This window comes from Micromonospora sp. NRRL B-16802 (assembly GCF_001279555.1).
Classification (GTDB): domain Bacteria; phylum Actinomycetota; class Actinomycetes; order Mycobacteriales; family Micromonosporaceae; genus Micromonospora; species Micromonospora profundi.
The window spans coordinates 235,561-259,052 of record NZ_LGEB01000001.1 but is presented as its reverse complement, the minus strand read 5'-3'; the positions used below and the strand labels follow the sequence as shown (position 1 = coordinate 259,052).

General features: G+C 70.5%; 22 protein-coding genes, 2 tRNA genes and 1 pseudogene. 7 read left to right on the top strand and 18 right to left on the bottom strand.

The features are described 5' to 3' along the window. Positions 1-17: 17 nt before the first annotated feature. The 3 genes from ADK66_RS01230 (at position 18) to ADK66_RS01220 (ending at position 1,592) form a co-directional block, all read left to right on the top strand. Entirely contained in the window at positions 18-443 is a 426-nt protein-coding gene (locus tag ADK66_RS01230; RefSeq protein WP_053651731.1) for a CBS domain-containing protein, read from the top strand. Positions 444-510: 67 nt separating this feature from the next. Next, positions 511-936 (top strand): SufE family protein, encoded by a 426-nt coding sequence (locus tag ADK66_RS01225; RefSeq protein ID WP_053651729.1) that lies wholly within the window; start codon positions 511-513, stop codon positions 934-936. 20 nt (positions 937-956) lie between these two features. Further along, positions 957-1,592 carry a DsbA family protein gene (locus ADK66_RS01220; protein WP_053651726.1) on the top strand — a complete coding sequence of 212 codons (636 nt, stop codon included), beginning with the start codon at positions 957-959 and terminating at the stop codon, positions 1,590-1,592. Positions 1,593-1,640: 48 nt separating this feature from the next. On the opposite strand, the gene ADK66_RS01215 is transcribed toward ADK66_RS01220, so the two are convergent. From ADK66_RS01215 to ADK66_RS01195, 5 genes are all read right to left on the bottom strand, one after another. Continuing rightward, on the bottom strand, positions 1,641-2,189 hold the full coding sequence (locus ADK66_RS01215; RefSeq protein WP_053652334.1) for a YbaK/EbsC family protein: 549 nt from the start codon (positions 2,187-2,189) through the stop codon (positions 1,641-1,643). 95 nt (positions 2,190-2,284) lie between these two features. Beyond that, positions 2,285-2,479 carry a hypothetical protein gene (locus ADK66_RS01210; RefSeq protein WP_053651724.1) on the bottom strand — a complete coding sequence of 65 codons (195 nt, stop codon included), beginning with the start codon at positions 2,477-2,479 and terminating at the stop codon, positions 2,285-2,287. A 37-nt stretch (positions 2,480-2,516) separates the two neighbouring features. Next, positions 2,517-3,320 (bottom strand): SDR family oxidoreductase, encoded by an 804-nt coding sequence (locus ADK66_RS01205; protein WP_231639864.1) that lies wholly within the window; start codon positions 3,318-3,320, stop codon positions 2,517-2,519. A gap of 78 nt (positions 3,321-3,398) precedes the next feature. Next, positions 3,399-4,052 (bottom strand): GAP family protein, encoded by a 654-nt coding sequence (locus ADK66_RS01200; protein ID WP_053651720.1) that lies wholly within the window; start codon positions 4,050-4,052, stop codon positions 3,399-3,401. Between the two features lie 53 nt (positions 4,053-4,105). After that, on the bottom strand, positions 4,106-5,515 hold the full coding sequence (locus tag ADK66_RS01195) for an MFS transporter (RefSeq protein WP_231639863.1): 1,410 nt from the start codon (positions 5,513-5,515) through the stop codon (positions 4,106-4,108). Positions 5,516-5,759: 244 nt separating this feature from the next. On the opposite strand from ADK66_RS01195, the pseudogene ADK66_RS01190 reads away from it, so the two are divergent. Beyond that, positions 5,760-10,269: pseudogene (locus ADK66_RS01190) on the top strand (HAD-IC family P-type ATPase); the annotation flags it as partial. A 39-nt stretch (positions 10,270-10,308) separates the two neighbouring features. Further along, a complete protein-coding gene (locus tag ADK66_RS01185; protein ID WP_231639862.1) occupies positions 10,309-11,091 on the top strand; it encodes an MBL fold metallo-hydrolase in 783 nt (260 codons plus the stop codon). Between the two features lie 11 nt (positions 11,092-11,102). Here ADK66_RS01185 and ADK66_RS01180 read toward each other — a convergent pair whose 3' ends face one another. The 9 genes from ADK66_RS01180 to gyrB all read right to left on the bottom strand — a co-directional run bounded on the left by ADK66_RS01180 (position 11,103) and on the right by gyrB (position 18,919). Then, positions 11,103-11,423: a hypothetical protein gene (locus ADK66_RS01180; protein ID WP_231639861.1), complete on the bottom strand. Its 321-nt coding sequence runs from the start codon at positions 11,421-11,423 to the stop codon at positions 11,103-11,105. 97 nt (positions 11,424-11,520) lie between these two features. Then, positions 11,521-12,060, bottom strand: coding sequence for an alpha/beta hydrolase (locus ADK66_RS01175; RefSeq protein WP_053651716.1), 540 nt, complete (start codon positions 12,058-12,060; stop codon positions 11,521-11,523). Between the two features lie 99 nt (positions 12,061-12,159). Then, positions 12,160-12,807, bottom strand: coding sequence for a hypothetical protein (locus ADK66_RS01170; RefSeq protein ID WP_053651714.1), 648 nt, complete (start codon positions 12,805-12,807; stop codon positions 12,160-12,162). Positions 12,808-12,901: 94 nt separating this feature from the next. After that, positions 12,902-12,977: transfer RNA gene (locus ADK66_RS01165), tRNA-Ala, on the bottom strand. Positions 12,978-13,014: 37 nt separating this feature from the next. Beyond that, positions 13,015-13,143 (bottom strand): DLW-39 family protein, encoded by a 129-nt coding sequence (locus ADK66_RS32095; RefSeq protein ID WP_209273410.1) that lies wholly within the window; start codon positions 13,141-13,143, stop codon positions 13,015-13,017. Positions 13,144-13,186: 43 nt separating this feature from the next. Beyond that, positions 13,187-13,260: transfer RNA gene (locus tag ADK66_RS01160), tRNA-Ile, on the bottom strand. 150 nt (positions 13,261-13,410) lie between these two features. Then, entirely contained in the window at positions 13,411-14,316 is a 906-nt protein-coding gene (locus tag ADK66_RS01155; RefSeq protein WP_053651712.1) for a DUF3566 domain-containing protein, read from the bottom strand. Positions 14,317-14,320: 4 nt separating this feature from the next. Beyond that, positions 14,321-16,843, bottom strand: a complete 2,523-nt coding sequence (gyrA, locus tag ADK66_RS01150; protein WP_053651710.1) for a DNA gyrase subunit A — start codon at positions 16,841-16,843, stop codon at positions 14,321-14,323. A 129-nt stretch (positions 16,844-16,972) separates the two neighbouring features. Next, entirely contained in the window at positions 16,973-18,919 is a 1,947-nt protein-coding gene (gene gyrB, locus ADK66_RS01145; protein ID WP_053651709.1) for a DNA topoisomerase (ATP-hydrolyzing) subunit B, read from the bottom strand. 523 nt (positions 18,920-19,442) lie between these two features. Here gyrB and ADK66_RS01140 point away from each other — a divergent pair. After that, complete coding sequence (locus ADK66_RS01140; protein WP_053651707.1) at positions 19,443-19,997, top strand: hypothetical protein; 555 nt, start codon at positions 19,443-19,445, stop codon at positions 19,995-19,997. Here the strand turns inward: ADK66_RS01140 and ADK66_RS01135 are convergent. Then, positions 19,982-20,473 (bottom strand): MarR family winged helix-turn-helix transcriptional regulator, encoded by a 492-nt coding sequence (locus ADK66_RS01135; protein WP_053651705.1) that lies wholly within the window; start codon positions 20,471-20,473, stop codon positions 19,982-19,984. The genes ADK66_RS01140 and ADK66_RS01135 overlap by 16 nt on opposite strands. Positions 20,474-20,574: 101 nt before the next feature. On the opposite strand from ADK66_RS01135, the gene ADK66_RS01130 reads away from it, so the two are divergent. Next, complete coding sequence (locus tag ADK66_RS01130; protein ID WP_053651703.1) at positions 20,575-20,820, top strand: hypothetical protein; 246 nt, start codon at positions 20,575-20,577, stop codon at positions 20,818-20,820. Here ADK66_RS01130 and ADK66_RS01125 read toward each other — a convergent pair. From ADK66_RS01125 to gnd, 3 genes are all read right to left on the bottom strand, one after another. After that, positions 20,811-21,362, bottom strand: a complete 552-nt coding sequence (locus ADK66_RS01125) for a DUF721 domain-containing protein (RefSeq protein ID WP_053652330.1) — start codon at positions 21,360-21,362, stop codon at positions 20,811-20,813. The genes ADK66_RS01130 and ADK66_RS01125 overlap by 10 nt on opposite strands. Positions 21,363-21,438: 76 nt before the next feature. Further along, positions 21,439-22,572: a DNA replication/repair protein RecF gene (recF, locus tag ADK66_RS01120; protein ID WP_053651701.1), complete on the bottom strand. Its 1,134-nt coding sequence runs from the start codon at positions 22,570-22,572 to the stop codon at positions 21,439-21,441. 16 nt (positions 22,573-22,588) lie between these two features. Continuing rightward, positions 22,589-23,461, bottom strand: coding sequence for a phosphogluconate dehydrogenase (NAD(+)-dependent, decarboxylating) (gnd, locus tag ADK66_RS01115; protein WP_053651699.1), 873 nt, complete (start codon positions 23,459-23,461; stop codon positions 22,589-22,591). Positions 23,462-23,492: the final 31 nt, after the last annotated feature.

Genomic DNA, 23,492 nt, shown 5'->3' with positions numbered 1-23,492 from the left:
AGTCTTCGGAGGAACTCATGGCCGGTTACCGGGTCAGTGACGTGATGACCAAGCAGGTGGTCTATCTGCCGGTGGAGACCACCCTGGACGAGGCGGCCAAGGTGATGAAGGAGGCGGACATCGGCGACGTGGTGGTCACCGAGGGCGCCACTCTCGCCGGCATGCTCACCGACCGCGACATCGTGGTCCGGGCAGTGGCCGAGAACAGCTCACCGGCGTCCACCACCATCGGCTCGATCATCACCCGCGAGGTGGTCATGATCGAGCAGCACTGCACGGCTGGTGAGGCGGCGACGCTCATGCGGGACCGGGGCATCCGGCGGGTGCTTGTCTGCGACAGCGACCGCAAGCTTGTCGGGATCGTGTCGCTCGGCGACCTGGCCATGCAGCTCGACCCGACGAGCGCCCTCAGCGAGATCAGCGAGCAAACCCCCACTGTGTAAGGAAGGGCCCCTTCTTAACGCCTCGGGTATAGGAAGGGGCCCCTCCTAACGGCGGTAGCCTCGACGCATGGCTGACATGCCGGCCCGACTGGCCGAGATCGTCGACGAGTTCGCTGCCGCGCCGCGCGACCTGGTGCTGGAGATGCTCCTGGAGTACGCGGACGTCGTCCCACCACTGCCGGACGACACCGTGCGCGAGGGCATGGAGCAGGTACCGGAGTGCCAGACGGCGTTCTTCCTGCGCGCCCAGGTGACGCCGGACGGGGTCGTCGACACCCTCTTCGACTGCCCGCCGGAGGCGCCCACCACGAGGGCGTTCGCCGGGATCCTCGCCGAAGGGCTGGCCGGCGCGAGCGCCGAGGAGGTGCTGGCCGTGCCGGACGACCTCTACCAGCGGATGGGCCTGGCGCAGGCGATCAGCCCGCTGCGCGTACGCGGTGGCACGGCGATCCTGGGCCGACTCAAGCGGCAGGTACGGGAACAACTCGGCTGACCGGGCGGTTGCCACCGATCATGGAGATCGAGATCTACGCCGACGTCGTCTGCCCGTGGTGCTACATCGGCAAGCGGCGGCTGGATGAGGCTCTGGCCCGCTACGAGGGCGAGGTGACGGTGCGCTACCGGCCGTTCCAGCTCGACCCGTCGCCGGTGCCCGAGCCCCGCCCGACTGTGGAGGCGATGGCCGCGAAGTTCGGCGGGCCGGAGCGGGCGCGGCAGATGTTCGACCACGTGACCCAGATCGCTGCCGCTGACGGGCTACGACTGGACTTCGACAGCGCGCTGATCGCCAACACCTTCGACGCGCACCGGCTGGTCTCGTACGCCACCGACCACGGTCGGGCCGCCGAGATGGTCGAGGCGCTCTACCAGGCGCACTTCCAACAGGGTGTCGACATCGGCTCCCGTGAGGCACTGGCCGCCATCGCCGGCGGGATCGGCCTGGACGCCGCCGACGCACGCCGGTTCCTCGAGTCCGACGAGCGCGTCGCCGACATCACCGCACAGTTGGCCACCGCCCGGGACCTGGGCATCAGCAGCGTGCCGACCTTCGTCCTGGCCGGGAAGTACGCGGTTTCCGGCGCACAGGAGACGCAGACGTTGCTGGCTGCTCTCGCCGAGGTCGAGCAGCGGGAGTCTGCGACGAACTGACCACGCACGCGATGTTTCACGTGCAACAGTATCGACGGTGATCTCTGCTCAGGCGGGCTTGGCCAGGCCCTCGACGACCTGCGCGCCGGGCAGGGCGCCGAGCGCCGGCCCCGGCAGCGCGATCTTGCTGTGCCGTACGCCGGACCCGATGATCACGTGCGGCGTGGCGATCACCCGAGCGTCGACGAGGATCGGCCACTGGGCCGGCAGCCCGATCGGCGTGATGCCGCCGTACTCCATGCCTGTCAACTCGACCGCGTCGTCCATCGGGGCGAAGCTCGCCTTGCGTACGTCCAACGCCCGCCGGGCCACCCCGTTGACGTCGGCACGGGTGGTGGCCAGGATGACGCAGGCCGCGTAGCGGACCACACCCTCACGCTTGCCGGCCACCACCACACAGTTGGCCGACACCTCCAGCCCCACCTCGTACGCGGCGCAGAAGGCAGCCGTGTCGGCGAGGTCGGCGTCGATCGGAGCGACAAACACGTCGTCGACGTCCACCGGCGCCTCGACGGGCCACTGGGCGATGGCCTCCGCCACCGGCGCGGCGAGCAGGTCGAGGCGGGCACGGGCCGGTTCGGTCTTCAGCGTTCCCATCACGGGTGCGATCCTCGCACCTGCCGCGTCGGGTCGCCCGTCGACCTCCGAGCCGTCCCGCGACGCCACCTGGTCGGGCTGCACGGGAGCGCGACTCAACTGCCGGACAGGAAGGCGTTTTCGCGCAGGAAGGTGCGGTCGCGCGAGGCGGCCATCTCCTCGGCGCGACGGGCCTTGGCCCGATACAACTCCAGATCCTCCAGGGCGTGCCGGACACCGACCCGGATCACGCCGTAGAGGAAGACGAAACCGGCGACGTAGAGGATCACGGTGATGACGACAGCGAACATGGCGTCACCGTAAGGCGAACGTGAACGGCCGTCGGTCTCATTTCCGGCCGGTTCCCCCGTACGTGTCGGCGAGATGGTCGGCCCATGTGCGTACGCCGCGCGGCAGGGCGTCGGTGAGCAGACCACCGGCGCGCAGCTCACGACCGAGCCGGCCCGGAATCCGCACCGGCAGCAGCGGTCTGCGTGAGCCTCGGGCCTCCCGCCAGGCGCGGACCGCCTCGTCGAAGCGGAGCACCTGCGGGCCTCCGTACTCCTCGATTCCACCGAGCGGGCCGGCGACCAGCCGGGCCGCGAGGCGGGCCGCCACCTCGCCCGGGTCGACCGGCTGGGCGAGCACCGCCCGGTCGCCGATCACCGGGCCCAGCCGGGAACTGGACGCCAGCAGGTCGTCCAGGAACTGGGGGAACTGGGTGGCCCGCAGCACCGACCACGGCACCGGACCGGCAGCGACCACCTGCTCGGCGGCGAGCTTGTGCCGGTAGTACGGGATCGGCACCCGATCCACGCCGACGATCGAGACGTAGACCAGGTGCCGGACGCCGGCCGCGGCGGCTGCCACCACCAGCCGACGGGTGCCCAGCACGTCCACCTGGTGGGTCCTGCCCCGAGGCGAGGACGCCAGGTGCAGCACCGCGTCCACTCCCGCCACCGCCTCGGCCACACCGTCCCCGGTGGCAAGGTCGGCGACCACCCACTCGACGTCGGAGTCCTGACGCGCCCGCCGGCCGGTGGCACGGACATCCACCCCGTCCTCGCGTAGCCGGGCCAGCGTCGGCCGACCCAGATGACCACCCGCCCCGGTGACAAGCACCTTCATCGTCGTCTCCCGTCCCGCCGCCATCCACTGTCACCACCGAGCCACCCGGCCCACGGCAGATGACGGCAGTCGGAGGCGACACGTGACAAGGTGTGCGCCGCCTCACCCCGAGCGCACCAGGTCCAGCACTGTGAACAGCGCGAAGAACGCGATAAGCACCTCGTTCACCACCCAGGCATGCCCCTCGGCCCACCGCCGCAGGGCCGTCAACACCCGGGTCGCGCGACGCCCGAGCAGCAGCAGCGCCAACAACGGCAACGCCAGCAGGAACACTGTGACCAGCACGAACGGCAACAGATGCCACCACGGCAGATCGTGTCGGGCCACGCTCGCTCCGACGGCGGCCATTGTCAGGTCGTCGGGGGGCGCCACCACGACGAGCACCACACCCGCTCGCAGCGCCCAGCGCGAATCGCCGCGTCCGACGCTGCCCAGCCACCGGGGCGGCCCGGCCCGGTTCCGGCGCACCCAGACCACCACGGCCAGCATCACCAGCAGGACGAGCACCACCACGTCGATGAGCCGGCCCCTGTCGACCCGGCCCGCGACGGCGCTGGCGTCGGCGGTCAGCCCACCCAACCAGCGGGTCAGCAGCCAACTCGCCGTCACCCCGGCGGCCACCACCAGCCCAACACCGGCGAGGAAGCTCAGCGACGCTGCCCGGGGCCGGTCCGACGAGGCGAGGAAGACCGCCACGATCAGCTTCGTTCCGGCGGCCACCACCACGGCCAGTGGCAGGACGGTCAGGAAGCTCATTGCCCGCCATCCTCCCGGCCCGGCCGGGCGTCACACCGTCGAATCCGCGCGGATCACCCGCCCGGCCGCGTACGCCCGACCACCACCCGGCCGGCCAGCAGCGCACCGACCAACGCCAGGCCGCCGGCCACCACCAGGGTCACCGTGTAGCTGCCCGCACCTGGCGCGCTTCCGGCCGCCAGCACGGCACCGGTGAGCGCCAGTACGGTCGCCGCGAAGAGCGCGTCGCCCAGTTGCAGCGAGGAACTGTTGCGGCCCTGCTCACCGGGGGCGGACAACTCAAGGGTGAGCACCGACAGCGACGGATAGAGCAGACCCATGCCCACACCGGCCGCGGCCCAGCCCAGCACGAGGACTGCCACCGGCACAACAGGTTGGACAGCGACCGCCACCAACGCGATGCCGACAGTAATGAAGGTCAGCCCCGCCCGGGGCAGGCTCGCCCGGGAGGCCGGCACCGGGACACGCCCCTGCACCCAGGAGCCCACCGACCACGCCAACGCCCCCACTGTGAGGACCAGCCCGGCAGCCGTCGGCGAGAACCCTCGCTCCCGGGAGAGCAGAAGCGGGATGACCACCTCGGCGCCGACGAAGGCCGCCGAGGCCAGACCCCGCAGACCGATCACAGTGGGCAGCCCTCGGGCGGCCCGCAGGAACCCGGCCGGCAGCAGGCGGGGAGCGCAGACCAGCAGACCGGCCAGGGCGATGATGACCAGCACCACGGCGGTCACGCCGCGCTGCTGTCCCCCGATGTGCAACAGCGCGGCGCTCACCCCCGCCCCGCACGCCCAGGCGATCCGGGCCACCGCCCCCGCCGGCACCCGGCTCGCGACCGTAGCGCCGAACGACCGCAGGCCGGGATGGATCAGCAACACCGCGGGAACGGCCAACGCCGGCACCGCCAGGAACACCCAGCGCCAACCCAGGTGCTCGACGATCAGGCCAGCCAGCACCGGGCCGACAAGCGACGGCACGACCCACGCGGCGGCGAACGCCGCGAAGATCCGCCGATGCAGATCCTCCGGGTACGCCCGAGCGACGATCACGTACAGCGCCACCGAGAGCAGGCCCGAGCCGAAGCCCTGCACCACCCGACCGACGACAAGGAAACCCATCAGCGGCGCCGTTCCGGCCACCACCAACCCGACGACGAACCAGCCGACGCCGTGCCACAGGGGCGCCCGGGGCCCTCGGGCGTCGCACCAGATGCCGGACACCACCATGCCGATCACGCTGGCGGCGAACGAACCGCCGAACGCGATCCCGTACAGGGCGAGACCGTCCAGGCTGCGCGCCACGGTCGGCATCGCCGTACCGACCGCGAGCGCCTCGAACGCGACGAGCGAGATCAGCGCGACGCTGCCCACTGTCATGGCCCGCAGCCGCGGTGCCCAGAGCCCGGGCTCCGGCGAAACAGCGGTGGCGGTCACCGCCGGGCCGCCGTCGGAGCGTCGGTCAGACACGGGTTCGGGTTCGTACTGGTCGGCATGGCCCAAGCCTGCGACCTCAACCTCAATTCAGGTCAACCGGGAGTGACCTGACTCTCGTCCGCCATCCACGGCGAAGTTCCCCTCCTCGCGGGGCATAACGGATGCCACGTCGGGAAGCCAGCCCTCCGGATCCGAGGCAGCGGGAGGGCACGATGGCCGACGGCAGAACCAGCAGCGGCAGGGAGCCGGGCGGGCGCCACTGCGACCGTACGCCTCGATGACGGCGGTGGGTCGCGCCGCCGGCCGTCTGCTGCCGTCCGTCAACGTGCCGCAGTTGGTCGGCGCGGCGTCGCGCACCGTTGGCCCGACCGCGACCCGGCTGGCCCGGCTGGCCGGCCTGACCCGCCGGAAGGTCCGCTCCCGCCCCGGCCGGCACCACATCGAGGTGCACGGTGTCTGCCAACCGGGCGGCGACAAGCTGGCCCGGCAGGTGGAGAGCGCGTTGGAAGGGCTGCCCGGGGTGATCTGGGCACGCGTGAACGCGCCCTCAGGCCGGGTGGTGGTCGCGGTGCAGGCGCCGGAGCCGGACCTGGGCGACCTGATCAGGACGATCGAGCGGACCGAGCGGACCTGCGATCACGACCCCGATCCGGACGTCCCACCGCCCCACCCGCCAGAGGAGGGGCCGCGTACGCCACGCACCCTCGGAGCGCTGGCCTCCGACGTGCTGGGCCTGACCATCTCCGCGGCGACCCGGATCCTGCCGCTGACACCCGTACCCGGTGAGGTGGTCGGGCTCGTAAGCGCTGTCGACCTGCACCCGAAACTGCACGCGCTCGCCGACCGGGGACTCCGCTCGGACCCGCGCGCCGAACTGCTGTTTCCGCTCACCGAGGCAGTGGTGCAGGGCATCACCGGCGGCTGGATCGGCATCGTCCTGGACGGCGCACAGCGGATCGTGCAGTGGGGCGAAGCCCGGGCACAGCTACGCGCCTGGGAACAGGCCGAACCGCGGCTGACCGGCGCACCGGACCGGGCCAGCGCACGGTGGCACCCGGACGACCGCCCCCGACCGAAGCCGGACGGTCCGATCGAGCGGTACGTCAACGGCATGCTGATCGCCGGCGCGGCGGGAGCGCTGGCGGCCATACCCGTAGTCGGGCACAAACGCGCCGGCTCGGTAGGCCTCTCCGCGCTGCCCAAGGCCCCCGGCAGTGGCCGCGAGGGGTACGCCGCGCAGCTCGGCCGGATCCTGGCCCGCCGAGGCGTGATCGCCATGGACCGCAGCGTGCTGCGGGAGCTGGACCGCATCGACACGCTGGTGCTCGACGCCGCCGTACTCGGCTCCGACCGAGGGGGCCTCGCCGACCTGGCACCGCTGCCCGGAGCCGACGTCGACCAGGTGGCCGAGCGGGCGTTCGCGCTGTTCGACCCCGACGCGCCGGGCGCGTCGCGGGAGGTCGACGGCTGGCGACTCGGCCCGCTGGAGCAACTGCACGCCGAGGACCCCGGCGACACCGCCGACAGCGACCGGCTGCGCTCGGCCGGCGGCCAGGTGCTCGGCCTCGCGCACGGCGACCGGCTTGCCGCGCTGCTGCGTGTCGAGCCGGAACCCGCGCCGGGCGTCGACGGCCTTCCGACCGCCGCACGGCACGCCGGGCTGCGGCTGGTGGTCGCGGGAGCGGACGACGAACGGTACGGCTTCGCCGACGCCCTGCTGCCCGGCGGTGACCAGCTCGCCGACTCGGTGCGGACACTGCAACGTGACGGCGCGGTGGTGATGCTGGTGTCCGGAAACCGGGCAGGGCTCGCCGCCGCCGACTGCGGCCTCGGTCTGAGCGGGCCGGATGACCTGCCACCGTGGGGTGCGCACCTGCTGGTCGGCACCGACCTGCGGGTGGTGGCGCTCATCGTGGAGGCGGCCGGGGTGGCCCGCCGGATGGCCGGGCAGAACATCCGCCTGGCGATGGCCGGCACCGGTCTCGGCGCACTGGGCGCCTTCACCGCCCCACGGACGCAGCTCCCCCTGCGCGCCCTCGCCTCGGTGAACGGCGCGGCGGCGCTCGCCTTCGCCCACGGCGTGTGGCGGGCCGGGCGCGTTCCGGACCACACGGACACCCCTGCACCGGTGGCGACAGCCTGGCACCTGATGCCTGTCGACGCGGTCCTGCACCGGCTCCACACCGGGCCGGGCGGTCTGAGCAGCGCGGAGGCGTCCCACCGGCAGAGCGGACACGGTAGGCCCGACAGCAACGCCCCGGCCGGTGGGCTGCTGCGCGCCTTCGTGGACGAGCTGGCCAACCCACTCACCCCGGTGCTCGCCGCCGGGGCGGTGCTCTCGGCCACGTTCGGCTCGCTCGTCGACGCCGCACTCGTGGGCGGCGTGGTGGGCGGCTCCGCACTCGTCGGGGCGGTCCACGAGCGCAACACCGAACGGTCACTTGCCACACTGCTGTCCCGCTCGGCGGTCACCGCGAGGGTCCGCCGGGACGGCACCGAACGGGTGGTCGCCGCGGAGGACCTGGTGCCCGGGGACCTCATCACCCTCGAATCCGGTGACTCGGTGCCCGCCGACTGCCGGGTGCTCGAATCGGTGGGGCTGGAGGCCGACGAGTCGTCGCTGACCGGCGAATCGCTGCCGGTGGCCAAGACCGACAGGCCGGTGGTCGCCACCGCCCTCGCCGACCGGCACTCGATGCTCTACGACGGCACCACCATCGCCGCCGGGCACGGCACCGCAGTCGTCGTTGCGACCGGCGCCGACACCGAGGCAGGGCGCAGCATGGCGCTCGTCCGGCAGGCACCTCCGACCAGTGGGGTGGAGGCTCGGCTCGGTTCGCTGACCAAGGCCGCCATCCCGTTGGCAGCCGGTTCGGCGATCGCGGTCGCCGGCGCGGGACTGCTTCGGGGCGTACCCCTGCGGGAGACGGCGGCGACCGCCGCGAACCTGGCCGTCGCGTCGGTGCCGGAAGGGCTGCCGTTTCTGGTAAGCGCGGCACAACTGGCCGCCGCCCGACGGCTGGCCGAGCACGGTGCCCTGGTCCGCAATCCACGCACGATCGAGGCGCTGGGCCGGGTGGACGTGCTGTGCTTCGACAAGACCGGCACCCTCACCGAGGGCCGTTTGCTGCTCGCCGGGGTCGGTGACGGTGCCGGCGACCGGTACGCGTCGGTGGACCGGCTGGACGACCGGCTCCGGTTGACGCTGGCGGCGGCGCTGCGGGCGACGCCTGCGGCGGCCGATCCGGAGGAGTTGGCGTTGCAGACCGACCGGGCGGTCCGGCGGGGGGCAACCACGGGCAATGTGGTGGAGCAGACCGGCGCGCCCGGGTGGCAGGCGGCCGGTGGGCTGCCGTTCGAGCCGTCCCGCGGCTACCACGCGAGCGTCGGGGAGACCGACGGCCGCCTGTTGTTGAGCGTCAAGGGCGCGCCGGAGACGGTACTGCCGCGCTGCGCGACCCGCCGCGTCGACGGCCGGCAGGAGCCGCTGGACGACGCCGGACGCGCCGAGCTGCACCGGATGCTTGCCGACCGTGCCGGCGCGGGGCACCGGATCCTTGCCGTCGCCGAGTGCACGGTGACCAGCCCGGACGTCACCGACGACCAGGTCCAGGGCCTGGCCTTCGTCGGCTTCCTCGCCATGGCCGACGGTGTCCGGGAGAGCGCCGCGCCGGCCGTACGCCGGATCCGCCAGGCCGGCGTGCACACCATCATGATCACCGGCGACCACCCGGCCACCGCCGAAGCGATCGCCGCCACCATCAGCGAGCACGACGAGCAGCGGGTCGTCACTGCCGGCGAGCTGGACCAACTCGACGACGAGGCACTCGCCGAACGGCTCGCCCGCACGGACGTGGTGGCCCGCTGCACCCCGGCGCACAAGGTACGGATCATCCAGTCCCTGCAGAAATGCGGACGGACCGTTGCCATGACCGGCGACGGCGCCAACGACGCGCCAGCGATCCGACTCGCCGACGTCGGTATCGCGCTCGGCCAGCGGGGCACCCCGGCCGCCCGAGCTGCCGCCGACCTGGTGGTCACCGACGATCGACTGGAAACCATCATCGCCACCCTTGTCGAGGGTCGGGCCATGTGGTCGTCGGTACGCCACGCACTCAGCATCCTCGTCGGCGGCAACCTCGGCGAGATCGCGTTCAGCGTCCTGAGCGCCGCCGCTACCGGCCGCTCCGCGCTCACCGGGCGACAACTCCTGCTGGTCAACCTCCTCACCGACCTGGCACCGGCGCTGGCCATCGCCGTCCGCCCACCTGCCGCGGACAGCACCGACAGCCTGCTCCGGGAGGGTCCGGACGCGTCGCTCGGAGCGACCCTCAGCAGGGAGATCGGGCTGCGCGCGGCAGCCACCACACTTGGCGCGACCACCGGGTGGACGCTCGCCCGGTACACCGGCCGCCGGCGGCGGGCCGGAACTGTCGCCCTCGTCTCCCTGGTCGGCACCCAGCTCGGCCAGACCGTCCTGGCCGGAGGCACCAGCCCCGCGGTGCTGGCGTCCACGGCGGCGTCACTGGGTGTGCTGGTCGTTGTGGTACAGACACCGGGGCTCAGCCAGTTCTTCGGCTGCACGCCGCTCGGGCCGGTCGGCTGGACCATCGGGGCCGGATCGGCGCTCGGTGCCACCTTCGCCAACGGCGCGCTCACCAGGCTGGTGGAGCGCCTGCCGTCCGCCGGCGACCGGCAACCATCGAGCGAAGACCCGGACCAGGCTACGGACGCATCCCAGGACTGATCGCCGTCGCGCCGCTTGGACGCAGCCGGCTGGGGTACGGCAGCCGAGGGAGGTGGACACAGTGGCCGAACATCCACAGGTGACGTTCATCGGAACCGCGACGACACTGCTGCGGATCGGCGGGTTCACCCTGCTGACCGACCCGAACTTCCTGCATCGGGGCCAGCGCGCGTACCTCGGAAAGGGTCTGTGGTCGCGCCGACGCACGGACCCTGCGCTGCGGATCGCCCAGCTTCCCGCGCTGGACGCCGTGGTCCTGTCCCACCTGCACGGCGACCACTTCGACCGGGTCGCCCGCCGCGAACTGGACCGCGAACTGCCCATCGTCACGACGCCCGCAGCGGAGCGCAAGCTGCGCCGCTGGGGTTTCCGGGCCGCCGAGGGCCTGCCCACCTGGTCGTCCCGGGAACTGCACCGCGACGGTACGACAGTGCGACTGACCTCCATGCCCGGCAAGCACGGCCCGGGCGCGCTGGACCGGCTACTCCCCGACGTGATGGGCACGATGATCGACGTGGAGCGCGCCGGACGGCGCGAGTTCCGGCTCTACGTCACCGGGGACACGTTGAACCGGCCCCTGCTAACGACCATCCCCGAGCGTTACCCGGACATCGACGCGATGCTGATCCACCTCGGCGGCACGAAGGTCGCCGGGATCCTGCTCACCATGGACGCCCAGCAGGGCGCCGACCTGGTGGAGCTGATCCGGCCGAAGCTGACAGTGCCGATCCACTACGACGACTATCCGGTGTTCCGCTCCCCGCTGCGGGACTTCGTCGACGAGGCCCGCCGCCGTGGCTGGGTCAAGCAGGTACGCACCATCGCGCGGGGCGAGACCGCCCCGCTCACCCCGCCTGCCTGACGGACGGCGCCTTATCCGGCTGCCGGAGCGGGCTTATCCCGCTGCCCGAACGGATCGCGGGGCGGTGCCTGCTCCGCCCAGCAGAGGCCGCCGCGGAACTCCACCCCGGGGATGCCGTCGACGAGCCCACTGATGTCCACGACACCGGCCAGGGAACTGGCAAGGTCGGCCCGCAACTCCTCGACGGCGGATTCGAGGTCATCTTCCTCAGTGGACCAGTCGATGTCGGCGGCCCGAAGCTCTCGTACGGCGAGAGCGCTGACCGCCGCGGGATCGGTCACGATCACCTCCAGCCGGCAGTACACCTGCATCGTCACTGTTTGCTCGTTCATCCAGTGATCATGCATTCCGGCACATCGAGACGGGAGACGGGCCGGCTCAGGCAAGGAACCAGCCAAACACCTGTGCCTCGAGGTCTTACCCACGGCGTCAGGGGATGAGGCGGTCGAGCAGTTCGAATTGGTCGTACGGCTGGTCGTAGTCGCCGAAGTGCCCGTCGTCGCGCACGATCTGGGTGCCGCCGAGCTGCTCGAACATGGCGCGTCCCTGCCGGTCGTCGCAGCCGTACGGATCCTCGCGCGAGTTGACGAAGTAGATGTCACGCACGTGCGACCGGATCGCGGCCCAGTCGTAGCTCGGCTGAAGGACCGGTTCTTCCTCCGTGTTGGGCGGGGTGCAGTAGCCGGCGACCAGGATCGCCTGAGCAACGGTCACGTCCACGTGCTCCAGGAGAGCCAGCAGGAGAGCCGCGCCGCCGGAGTGCCCCACCAGGACCGTGTCCTCGTCGAAGCGGTGCCCGTTCAGCACCCTTGGCAGGAACGTGGCGATCGGCTCGACGTTGATGGCTGGGTAGTGCGGTACCTCGACGGTATAGCCCCGGCCCTTGAGCCGCTCTGCCAGCCAGGGATACCAGCAGACGTCCGGGCTGCCGCCGGTCCCGTGAAAGATGATCGCTCTGGCCGCCACCATGCCCCCTCCGGGTCGACTCGTCGATCCAACCATGTGATCCGTCGAGCGGCTCCCGCGTTCAGGCTCACCGACAGTAAGGCGTGGCGGGACGGGTGCCGGCTACCGCCTCCGCGCCCGAGTGCGCTCGCGATGCCCTGCGCGGTCCGGACGTCCGATGTGGCCGCCCGGACGCCCGGCCTCACCCAACCAGAGGTGCGGCGCGTGGTGGCGGACCACGGCCACCGCCAGGGGCACGTCGGCTGTCTCGATCCGGAGCCGGTACCGCAGATGAGGCAGCCCGGGGCGGAACGGCTCCTCGTCGCGCACCAGCGTCCACAGCACCGGGTCGTCACGGTCGATGGGACCCGTCGGGTACAACTCCAACGAGTGGAAAGCGATCTTGCGCCCCTGGCTCTGAAACAGGCCGACACCAGCGAGGGTGCGCCACGGGACGACGTTCCGCCGCGCGCCGATGTCGAGCCACAGCCCCGTGCGGTCGATGAGGATCCTCGTCCGGCGCTGCCGCCAGAACGCCACGAAGAGCACAACCCCCAGCACACCGAGTGCCATCAGGATGCCGGCCCCGAAGAGCCCCGCCATGAACGACCGGGGCTCGTGGATCCCGCCCACGATCGCGACAGCCGCGACGAGACCGGCCACCCCGGCCAGGACAGCAAGCAGGGCCAGGGGTAGACCCGTCCGGGCACGGCGCCGGCCCGTGGGTATCACCGTCGCGTCCGGTGCGGGGATGGCAAGGGGTACGGCCATGGTCGGCAAGCCTAGAACAGTGCTCACGGTGATGGAACTGCCGGGAACTCCACGATCCGAATGACAGCCGACCGAGATCAACCGATGAAAGTGCTGGTGGAGCCCAGGGGACTCGAACCCCTAACCCCTGCCTTGCAAAGGCAGTGCTCTGCCAGTTGAGCTAGGGCCCCGCGGGTGGCCGTGACAATCGCTCGTCGCGGCCTGACGTCAGCGCAGGTCAGGCGAGGTGGTCGCCTCGTGCCACAGCGCGCGCTCGTCGTTGGAGGCCTTGACCTTGCTGTAGACGACGGCGGCCACACCGACGACGCTAGCCAGGATCAGCAGCTTCTTGAACATGGGGCGACCCCTTGCGCTCGACTACCGTCGGACGACAATGCGGTGGGGCTAGCTGGAATCGAACCAGCGACCTCAGAGTTATCAGCTCTGCGCTCTAACCGACTGAGCTATAGCCCCGCGTTGCGACGAGCAAGATTAACCCATCCGCTCAGCTGGCCCCAAATCGGGGTCCAGCCCCGCGAGCCGGGCCATCGACACCTGGAAACCTACCCGAGTACGAGACGCCGGAGCGACCGCATTTTCGCAGCGCCCCGGCGTCCCGGCCACTCAGTCCCGCTCGGCGAGCGTCAGCTCGATGCCACCGACCAGGTCGGCGCAGACGTTGTAGACGAACGCTCCCAGCGTGGCCAGCGCGGTGAACAGCACCACGTTGACCAGGCCGATGAGCGCCGAGCTGAGGATCACGCCCTTGGCGTTGATCTGGAAGCCGCTGGTGCTCTGCCCACCGCCTGCGTTCACCAGGTCGCTGAGGCTGTCGTTGACGCTCTGGAACACGCCCATCGCGTCCAATGCCAGGTAGAGCACCGAGGTGGCGACCACCACCACGATGAAGAGCACCACCGAGACGGCGAACGCGAACTTCATCACCGACCAGGGGTCGATGCGCTTGAGGTTCAGCCGTGCCCGGCGCGGCCCGCGGGACGCGGCCGAGCTGACTGAGGTACGCGCGGCGCGTACCGCCTCACCGACGCGTGCGGCCCCGACGGCGGACGCGTTACCGATGCCCGGGGGCAGGCCGCCGCCGCTCGCCGGGCGGCCACCAGCGGCGGTACGCCCCGAATCCGGCCGGGTCATCCCCGGCGTGATCCGGGGTTGGGTGCCGGTGGCGCTGGTCGAGGACGCCTGACCGGGTCGTGTGCTGATCGGCTGTGTGGTCGTCGGGCGAGCCGAGTTCCCGGCAGACGCCGCCGGGGCTGAGCCGGCGGACGTCGGCGCCTCGGTGGTGGATTTCTCCGCCTTGCCCTCGCCCGATCCACCGTCGTCGCCGGGCTGCTCCGGCGGCGGCGTCATACCGGGAGCCCTTGTGAATTTCGGGGCAGGCGCGTCGGCGGGAACCGTGGCCCGGCCCACGGCCGCGCGGCCGGTCGCTGGTGTGCCGCTCTTGGCGGCCTCCTCGTCGACCGGGTTGGCCGAGGTCCCCGTGTTCCCCGACTTCGCCTGTGTCTCCGTCATTCAACTAGTCCTGTTCGTCAGGCTCGTCGGCATTGCGAGCAATCGCCACGATAGTCACGCCGTCCGGGAGGTCCATCAGCTTGACCCCCATTGTGTTCCGGTCACGTGTACGGCGTACAGGCTTCACCGGAGTCCGGATGACACCACCGTTGCTGGTGATCGCGAACAGCTCGTCGTCCGGGTCGATCACCACGGCACCGACCAGACCACCGCGCCGTTCGGTGATCTTCGCAGTCAGCACGCCCTTACCTCCCCGGCCCTGCACCGGGTATTCCTCGATCGGGGTACGTTTCGCGTATCCCCCGTTAGTGGCCACCAGGACGTCCAGACCGTCCCGGACGACCTCCATGGCCAGCAGGACGTCGTCGTCCGTGAAGCGCATGCCGATCACGCCCGAGGTGGCCCGGCCCATCGGCCGCAGCGCCTCGTCGGAGGCGTTGAACCGGATCGCCTGCGCCTTCTTGGAGACCAGCAGCAGGTCGTTCTCCGGAGCCACCAACGCAGCACCGACCAGCTCGTCCTCATCGCGCAGGTTGATCGCGATGATTCCGCCGGAACGGTTGGAGTCGAACTCCTCGAGCCGCGTCTTCTTCACCAGGCCGTTCTTCGTGGCCAGTACCAGATAGGGGGCTACCTGGTAGTTCGGGATTTCGATGATCTGCGCGATCTGCTCGTCCGGTAGGAAGGCGAGCAGATTGGCCACGTGCTGGCCCTTGGCTACCCTACTGGCCTCCGGCAGCTCGTACGCCTTGGCCCGGTAGACGCGGCCCTTGTTGGTGAAGAACAAAATCCAGTCGTGGGTGGAGCATACGAAGAAGTGGCTGACAATGTCGTCCTGCCGCAGCGTGGCGCCGCTGACGCCCTTGCCGCCACGCCGCTGTGAGCGGTAGAGATCGACCTTCGTCCGCTTCGCGTAACCCGTTCGGGTGATCGTGACGACCACGTCCTCCCGGGCGATGAGGTCCTCCATCGAGACCTCGCCGTCGAACGGAATGATCTGCGTACGCCGGTCGTCGCCCCACTTCGCGACGATCTCGCCCAGCTCCTCCGAGACGATCCTGCGCTGCCGCTCCGGCTTCGCGAGAATGTCCTTCAGGTCGGCGATCTCGATCTCGAGCTTGGCCAGATCGTCAACGATCCGCTGCCGCTCCAGGGCGGCGAGCCGGCGCAGCTGCATGTCGAGGATCGCGGTCGCCTGGATCTCGTCGATCTCCAGCAGCCGGATCAGGCCCTGGCGGGCGTCGTCCACGGTTGGCGAACGCCGGATCAGCGCGATGACCTCGTCCAGCGCGTCGAGGGCCTTGCCGAGACCGCGCAGGATGTGCGCCCGCTCCTCAGCCTTACGCAGCCGATACGCGGTCCGCCGGCGGATCACGTCGATCTGGTGCTCGACGTAGTAGCGGATGAACTGAGCCAGGTTGAGCGTGCGCGGCACCCCGTCGACCAGGGCCAGCATGTTGGCGCCGAACGTCTCCTGAAGCTGGGTGTGCTTGTAGAGGTTGTTCAGCACGACCTTGGCGACCGCGTCGCGCTTGAGCACGAGCACGATCCGCATACCGGTACGCCCGGAGGACTCGTCACGGATGTCGGCGATACCGGCGAGCTTGCCCTCCTTGATCAGCTCGGCGATGCGCTCGGCCAGGTTGTCCGGGTTGACCTGGTAGGGCAGCTCGCTGACGACCAGACACGGCCGACCCCGCTTGTCTTCCTCGACCTCCACCACTGCGCGCATCCGGATCGAGCCACGACCCGTGCGGTAGGCGTCCTGGATGGCCGTCGTGCCGACGATCAGACCGTGGGTCGGGAAGTCCGGACCCTTGACGATGCCGAGCAGCGCCTCGAGGGTCGTCTCCTCGTCCTCTTCCGGGTTTTCCAGACACCACTGGACCGCCGCGCCGATCTCCCGCAGGTTGTGCGGCGGGATCTTGGTGGCCATGCCGACCGCGATGCCCTCGGAGCCGTTCACAAGCAGGTTGGGGATCCGCGACGGCAGGATCGTGGGCTCCTTGGCCCGGCCGTCGTAGTTGTCCTGCAGGTCGACGGTGTCCTCGTCGATGTCCCGCAGCATCTCCATGGCGAGGGGGTCGAGCTTGCACTCGGTGTAGCGCATCGCGGCGGCCGGATCGTTACCCGGCGAGCCGAAGTTGCCGTTGCCGTCGACAAGCGGGTAGCGCAGCGACCAGGGCTGCGCCATCCGGACCAGCGCGTCGTAGATGGCCGAGTCGCCGTGCGGGTGGAACTGGCCCATCACGTCGCCGACGACGCGGGAACACTTGACGTAGCCGCGGTCCGGACGGTAGCCGGAGTCGAACATCGCGTAGAGGATCTTGCGGTGGACCGGCTTGAGCCCGTCCCGGACGTCCGGCAGCGCACGACCGACGATGACGCTCATCGCGTAGTCGAGGTAGGAGCGCTGCATCTCCACCTCGAGCCCGACCGGTTCGATCCGGTCGTGCGCGACCACCGCGGCGATGGCCTCGGCGGGGACCTCGGGCTCGTTCGGTGTGGACTCGGGAGAATCGGTCACTGTATACCCTTATCAGACTCAGAGTCGTTTTCGTGCTGTGGATAACCGCTGTGGATACCGGCCAAGCTGTGGATAACTCTGTGGACCGGCGGATCGGTCGGGTGCGCCCGGCCGATCCGCCGCAGTCCGTCAGATGTCCAGGAACCGCACGTCCTTGGCGTTGCGCTGGATGAACGACCGGCGGGCCTCGACGTCCTCACCCATCAGCACGCTGAACAACTCGTCGGCGGTCGCCGCGTCGTCGAGAGTGACCTGACGCAGGGTACGCGTTGCCGGGTTCATCGTGGTTTCCCACAGCTCGGGGTAGTTCATCTCGCCGAGGCCCTTGAAGCGCTGGATGTCGTCCGGCTTGGCGTTCGGCTTCTTCTGCTGGCGCAGCGCGATCAGCCCGTCCCGCTCGCGGTCGGAGTACGCGTACTGGGCGTCGTCGCCCTTCTTGTTCCACTTGATCTTGTAGAGCGGCGGGGCGGCCAGGTAGACGTGGCCCATCTCCACAAGCGGACGCATGAAGCGGAACAGCAGCGTGAGCAGCAGCGTCTGGATGTGCTGGCCGTCGACGTCGGCGTCGGCCATCAGCACCACCTTGTGGTACCGCAGCTTCTCCATGTCGAAGTCGTCGTGGATGCCGGTGCCCAGCGCGGTGATCAGCGCCTGGACCTCGTTGTTCTTCAGCACCCTGTCGATCCGGGCCTTCTCCACGTTGAGGATCTTGCCGCGGATCGGCAGGATCGCCTGGGTGCGCGGGTCGCGGCCCTGCTTGGCCGAGCCACCCGCCGAGTCGCCCTCGACGATGAACACCTCGGACTCGCGGGGGTCCGTTGACTGGCAGTCGGCGAGCTTGCCCGGCATCGAGCCGGACTCCAGCAGAGACTTGCGCCGGGCCAGCTTGCGCGCCTGCTGCGCGGCGATCCGTGCCCGAGCCGCCTGGGAGGCCTTCGTAATGATCATCTTGGCCTCGGCCGGGTTGCGGTCGAACCAGTCGACCAGCCGGTCGTTGCAGACTCGCTGCACGAAGCTCTTCACAGGGGTGTTGCCCAGCTTGGTCTTGGTCTGACCTTCGAACTGCGGGTTGGCCAGCTTGACCGAGATGATCGCCGCGAGCCCTTCCCGGATGTCCTCACCGGAGAGCTTCTCGTCGCCCTTGAGCAGCTTCTTGTCGGTGCCGTACCGGTTGACCACGCTCGTCAGCGCGGAGCGGAAGCCCTCCTCGTGGGTGCCGCCCTCGTGCGTGTTGATCGTGTTGGCGAAGGTGTAGACCGACTCGCCGTACGACTCGTTCCACTGCATGGCGATCTCGAGTGACATGCCCTCCTCTTCGGCCTCGAACTCGACCACGGTCTTGTGGATCGGGCTCTTCGAGGCGTTGAGGTGTCGGACGAAGTCGGCGATGCCACCCTCGTAGTAGAAGGTCACCTCACGCTGCCGGCCGTCCTCCTCCTCGGCCACCCGCTCGTCGAGCAGGTGGATGCGCAGGGCGCGATTGAGGAAGGCCATCTCCTGGAGACGCCGGTAGATGGTCTGGAAGTCGAAGTCGACGGTCTCGAAGACGTCGGGGTCGGGCCAGAAGGAGACGGCCGAGCCGGTGCGGTCGGTGGTCTCGCCCTTCTCCAGCGGGCTCGGCTTGGAATTGGTGTAGTGCTGCCGCCACACGGAGCCGGACTTGTGGATCTCGACGAACATCTTCGTGGAGAGCGCGTTCACCACAGAGACACCGACGCCGTGCAGACCGCCGGAGACCGCGTACGCCTTGCCGTCGAACTTGCCACCCGCGTGCAGGATGGTCAACGCGACCTCGACGCCGGGCTTCTTGAGCTTCGGGTGGAGGTCGACCGGGAAACCACGGCCGTTGTCGGTGACGCGTACGCCGCCGTCGGCGAGTAGCACGACGTCGATGGTGTCGCAGTATCCGGCCAGCGCCTCGTCCACCGCGTTGTCGACGACCTCCCACACGAGGTGGTGCAGACCGCGCTCGCCGGTGGACCCGATGTACATACCGGGCCGCTTGCGAACGGCCTCCAGCCCTTCGAGAACGGTGATCGACTCTGCGCCGTACTCCTGCTTGTCCTGCGCTGCCACCCTCGGCCACTTTCTCGCGTCGTCCACGCCAAAACAGGGCGCGTCGGGCGCGGGTTCGGCGGACAGGACGCGACGTCGGCGCGCGGACCGGTGCCGGAGACCTCCGGACAGCGGGTCGAACGCGCCGGTCGCCGCGGTTGCCCGCGGATCGCGATCGGCTCGACCCGACATGGAGAATGATCCGGGGCCACCGGCCCCGTCCCGCACTCCGCACCGGGTCTTCGTCTCACTGTCAATCCTACTGTGCGCGCGGGACAGAACCGCCACTCGGCACCCTCAACGAGGCGGCTGAGATGTCCATAGCCGGCAGAACCCCATTACCCACGACTCCCCCCACACGCCATGCCTCGATCGCACGCGCCGCCGCCGGACGGGTTGACCCGCGGCCGGGCGGGTCGGGGGTCGCGGTCGGATCTCGGGTGTCGTAGGTTTGCGGCGCTCCGGAAGCGGCCTTGATCTTTAGCGGCCGGAACCGGGACGATCGACCCGATCGTCCCGACACGTGCTCTTTAAGAGGTGACAGATGGGGCTGGACAACGTCGCGGTGCACTGGCCGCGGACCGGCCGCTTCTACGATCCGGTCGCGCCGGCCGAGTTCGTCGACTTCGGCGAGATCGTCGACGTACCCGGGATCTCGGCGCCGACGGCGGCCCTGGCGGAGCTGATCGCGAAGACCGGCACCATCCGCGCGACCGCGTACACCGAGTTGGTGGATCTTCTGCTCGGCCTTGAGGGTGTGTTGTATGCCACAGACGCCGCGGCAGAGGACGAGGACCCGGTAATCGATCCGGACGGGTGTGCCTGGATCGCGGCCGGCATCGAACGGTTCGTGGCCGGCCATCGCGCGTACGGCGAGGCTGTCACATTCGAGTCGGTGAGCACGGTTCTGCGTTCGCTGCTCGGTGACGGTCGGCTCGCCGAGCAGCAGCTCCGGTGGCTGGAGAGCCGGCTGGACGCGATGCGCGACGAGAGCGGCGATCCGCCGCAGTGGAACTTCACCTGCCCCGAGTTGGGGGTTTTGGCGGCGTTCTACAGGCGCTGCGCCGATCGCGGCTTCGCCGTCTACGCCGACGCCTGACCGGGCGCCTCCGAGGGCTGCTCGCCGCCGGGCCGGTTGGCCGCGGCGATGACCCGGGTGAGCACCCCGTGCAGGTGCTGCAGGTCCGAAACCGGCAGCCCGAGCCGCCGCACGATCGCTGCCGGGATCAGTTCGGCCTGGCTGCGCAGGGCGGCACCGCTGGCGGTCAGGGTGACGGCGAGGCTGCGTTCGTCGGCGGCGTCGCGCTCGCGGCGCAGATAGCCGGCGGCCTCCAACCGCTTCAGCAGAGGTGACAGCGTGCCCGGATCGAGTTGCAGGAGACGGCTCAGGTCGCGACCGGAGAGCGGCGCGTGCTGCCAGAGCGCCAGCATTACCAGGTACTGCGGATGGGTCAGCCCCATCGGCTCCAGCAGGGGCCGGTAGACGGCCACCACGCTGCGCGCCGCCACCGAGAGGGCGAAACAGACCTGCTGCTCCAACGCCAGCGGATCGTCGCCCTCCGGTCGGTCGATCATCGGTTGCCCTCCCCACGCGTGGTCATTATCGTAAGCGATCATTGGTACACCAACCATTGGTAGCCCAATTACCTGTCGGGCGCGGCGAGAGAAGGCGACAGATGACTGAGAACGGTGCGGCCCCCAAGTCTCCGGGCGAGGGCGGCCGGTTCCTGCGCTGGACCTTCCGCAACCTCGCCGGCCCCGCCGAAGGTGTGCAGGGTGCGATTCAGGGCGGCACCGCCGAGGCCCGCGAGGCGTGGAAGCGCGACCTGGCCGAGCGCAAGCGCCACACCCAGGAGCAGCGCGAACGGAAGCGGGCTGCCCGCGAGGCTGGCCGGAACCGGGGCGGATCCGCTCAGCCGTAGGTGTCCCGTGGTCCCCGGCCACGTACCCGACGCGGCCCCTTCGACCAGGACGGCGCGGCCGGGCCGTGGATGTGCAGCTTGCGTACCACGTTGTGGCCCACCTCCTGGGCGATCTGCTTGAGCAGCGAGCCGGCCAGCAGGCGCAGCTGGGTCGCCCACGCGGTCGAGCGCGCCTCTACCGTCAGCTCGCCGTTCTCCAGCTTGACAGGCCGGCTGTGCTGGGCGACCTCCGCGCCGACCACCCGTTCCCAGGCGCCGAACACGGTGGCCTCGGCCGCCGGCTGCTGCCAGCCCCGCGCCTTCACAAGCCGGTTCAGCACCGCGCTGAGCGGCTGCGGGTCGCGCGGGTCGGGGCCGGGACCGGAGTAGCCACGCAGCCTCCGCCCCGAACCGCCAGCGCCGTCGCCACCGGCGCCCGAGGGGGTACGTCGTGCGCGGGCCGCCGCCTGCCGCCGGGACAGCGCCGCGTCGAGGACCGCACGGGCCAGCTCCGGCCCGCTCGCGGCCTCCGCCTGCCCGCCAGCTCCGCCGTCCGCGGACACCCCTGGGGTACGCGCGTCCGTGGCGTCACCGGCCCGCCGGTCGGTCCGGCCCGTGTCGTTCCCGTTGGCGCGTGGCTCATTCGACACGGCGTACAGCCCCCTCGCCGACCTGGTATCGGGTGCCGCGCAGGGCGGCAGGTACGTCGTCGTCCACGGCGCAGGTGACGAGCAGCTGACTCGCTCCGCCGACAAGCTCGGCCAGCCGCTCCCGGCGTCCGGTGTCCAACTCGGCGAAGACGTCATCGAGGATCAGCACCGGTTCGATGCCGTCGGCGCGCAGCAGATCGTAGCCGGCCAGCCGCAGCGCGAGAGCGAACGACCAGCACTCGCCGTGGCTGGCGTACCCCTTGGCGGGCAGTGGGCCGAGGGCAAGGGCCAGCTCGTCGCGGTGCGGACCGACGAGGGTCGTGCCCCGTTCGATCTCGGCGGACCGGGAGGCGGCCAGCGCTGCGGTCAGCGCCTCGGCCAACGCGGCCCGGTCCATTGTCGCGTCGGTCAGCTCGATCGAGGGCCGGTAGGCGATGCTGGCCGCACCCCGGCCGGCGGCCACCGCGTCGTACGCCTTGGCGACGTGCGGAGTGAGCGCAGCTACCAGCTCCAACCGGCCGGCGAGAAGTTCGGCGCCGTGCTGGGCCAGGTGGGTGTCCCAGACGGCGAGGGTGCCGAGGTCTCCGCCGCGGGACCCGCCGGTCTTGCGGGCCAGGTACGCGGTGCGCAGCAGGGCGTTGCGCTGCTTGACGACCCGCTCGTAGTCGGCCCGCACGCCCGCGTAGCGGGGCTGCCTGGTGACAAGCAGGTCGTCCAGGTAGCGGCGACGCTCGGCCGGATCGCCCCGGACCAGCTCCAGGTCCTCCGGGGCGAAGAGCACAAGGCGCAGGGCGCCGAGCACGTCCCGGGCACGCCGTGCCGGAGATCTGCCCAGCCGGGCGCGGTTGGCCTTGCCGGGCACGATCTCCAGCTCGACCAGCAGTTCCCGCCCCTCGTGTGCGACAGCGCAGCGGATCACCGCCGAGGAGGCGCCCATCCGGACGAGCGGCGCGTCAGTGGCGACCCGGTGCGAGTCCAGGGTCGCCACGTAGCCCAGCGCCTCGACGAGGTTGGTCTTGCCGACGCCGTTGGCGCCGACCAGGACGTTCGCCCCCGGTTGGAGGTCGACGGCGACCCGCTCGTACGAGCGGAAGTCGACCAGTTCCAGCCGCTGGACGTACACAGGGTGTGGATACCGCTCAGCGCTTGTGGACGGCGTGGCCGCCGAACTGCTGGCGCAGCGCGGAGACCGCCTTCATGGCCGGTGAGTCGTCCTGGCGGGACGCGAACCGGGCGAACAGGGAGGCGGTGATGACGTTCAGCGGCACGGCGAGCCGGACGGCCTCGTCGACAGTCCAGCGACCCTCGCCGGTGTCCTCGGTGTAGCCGCTCAGCTCGGCCAGCTCCGGGTCCTCGTCGAGGGCCCGGTCCAGCAGGTCGAGCAGCCAGGAGCGCACGACGGTGCCCTCACGCCAGGACTTGATGACCCCCGGGACGTTGGTCACCAACTCGGAGGCGGCCATCAGCTCGTAGCCCTCGGCGTAGGCGTGCATGAGGCCGTACTCGATGCCGTTGTGCACCATCTTCGAGTAGTGCCCCGCGCCGACCGGGCCGGCGTGCACGAAGCCGAACTCACCCTCCGGCTTGAGCGCGTCGAAGATCGGCATGAGCCGGTCCACGTGCTCCTGGGAGCCGCCGACCATCAGGCCGTAGCCGTTCTGGCGGCCCCAGACGCCGCCGGAGACGCCGACGTCGATGTAGCCGATGCCCTGCTCGTTGAGCCGCTCCGCGCGCGGAGCGTCGTCGCTGAAGCGCGAGTTGCCGCCGTCGATGATGATGTCGCCCTCGCCGAGCACTGCGGCGAGCTCGTCGATGGTGGCGTCGGTGACGCCGGCGGGCACCATGACCCAGACAGCGCGCGGCGATTCGAGCTTTGCCGCCAGCTCGGCGAGGTCGGCGGCGTCGCTCAGCTGCGGGTTGTGGTCGAAGCCGACCACCTCGTGCCCAGCTGCCCGCAACCGCTCGCGCATGTTGCCGCCCATCCGGCCGAGTCCTACCAGGCCGAGCTGCATCTGTTCCTACCTCCGTGGATCTGGGTGTTGC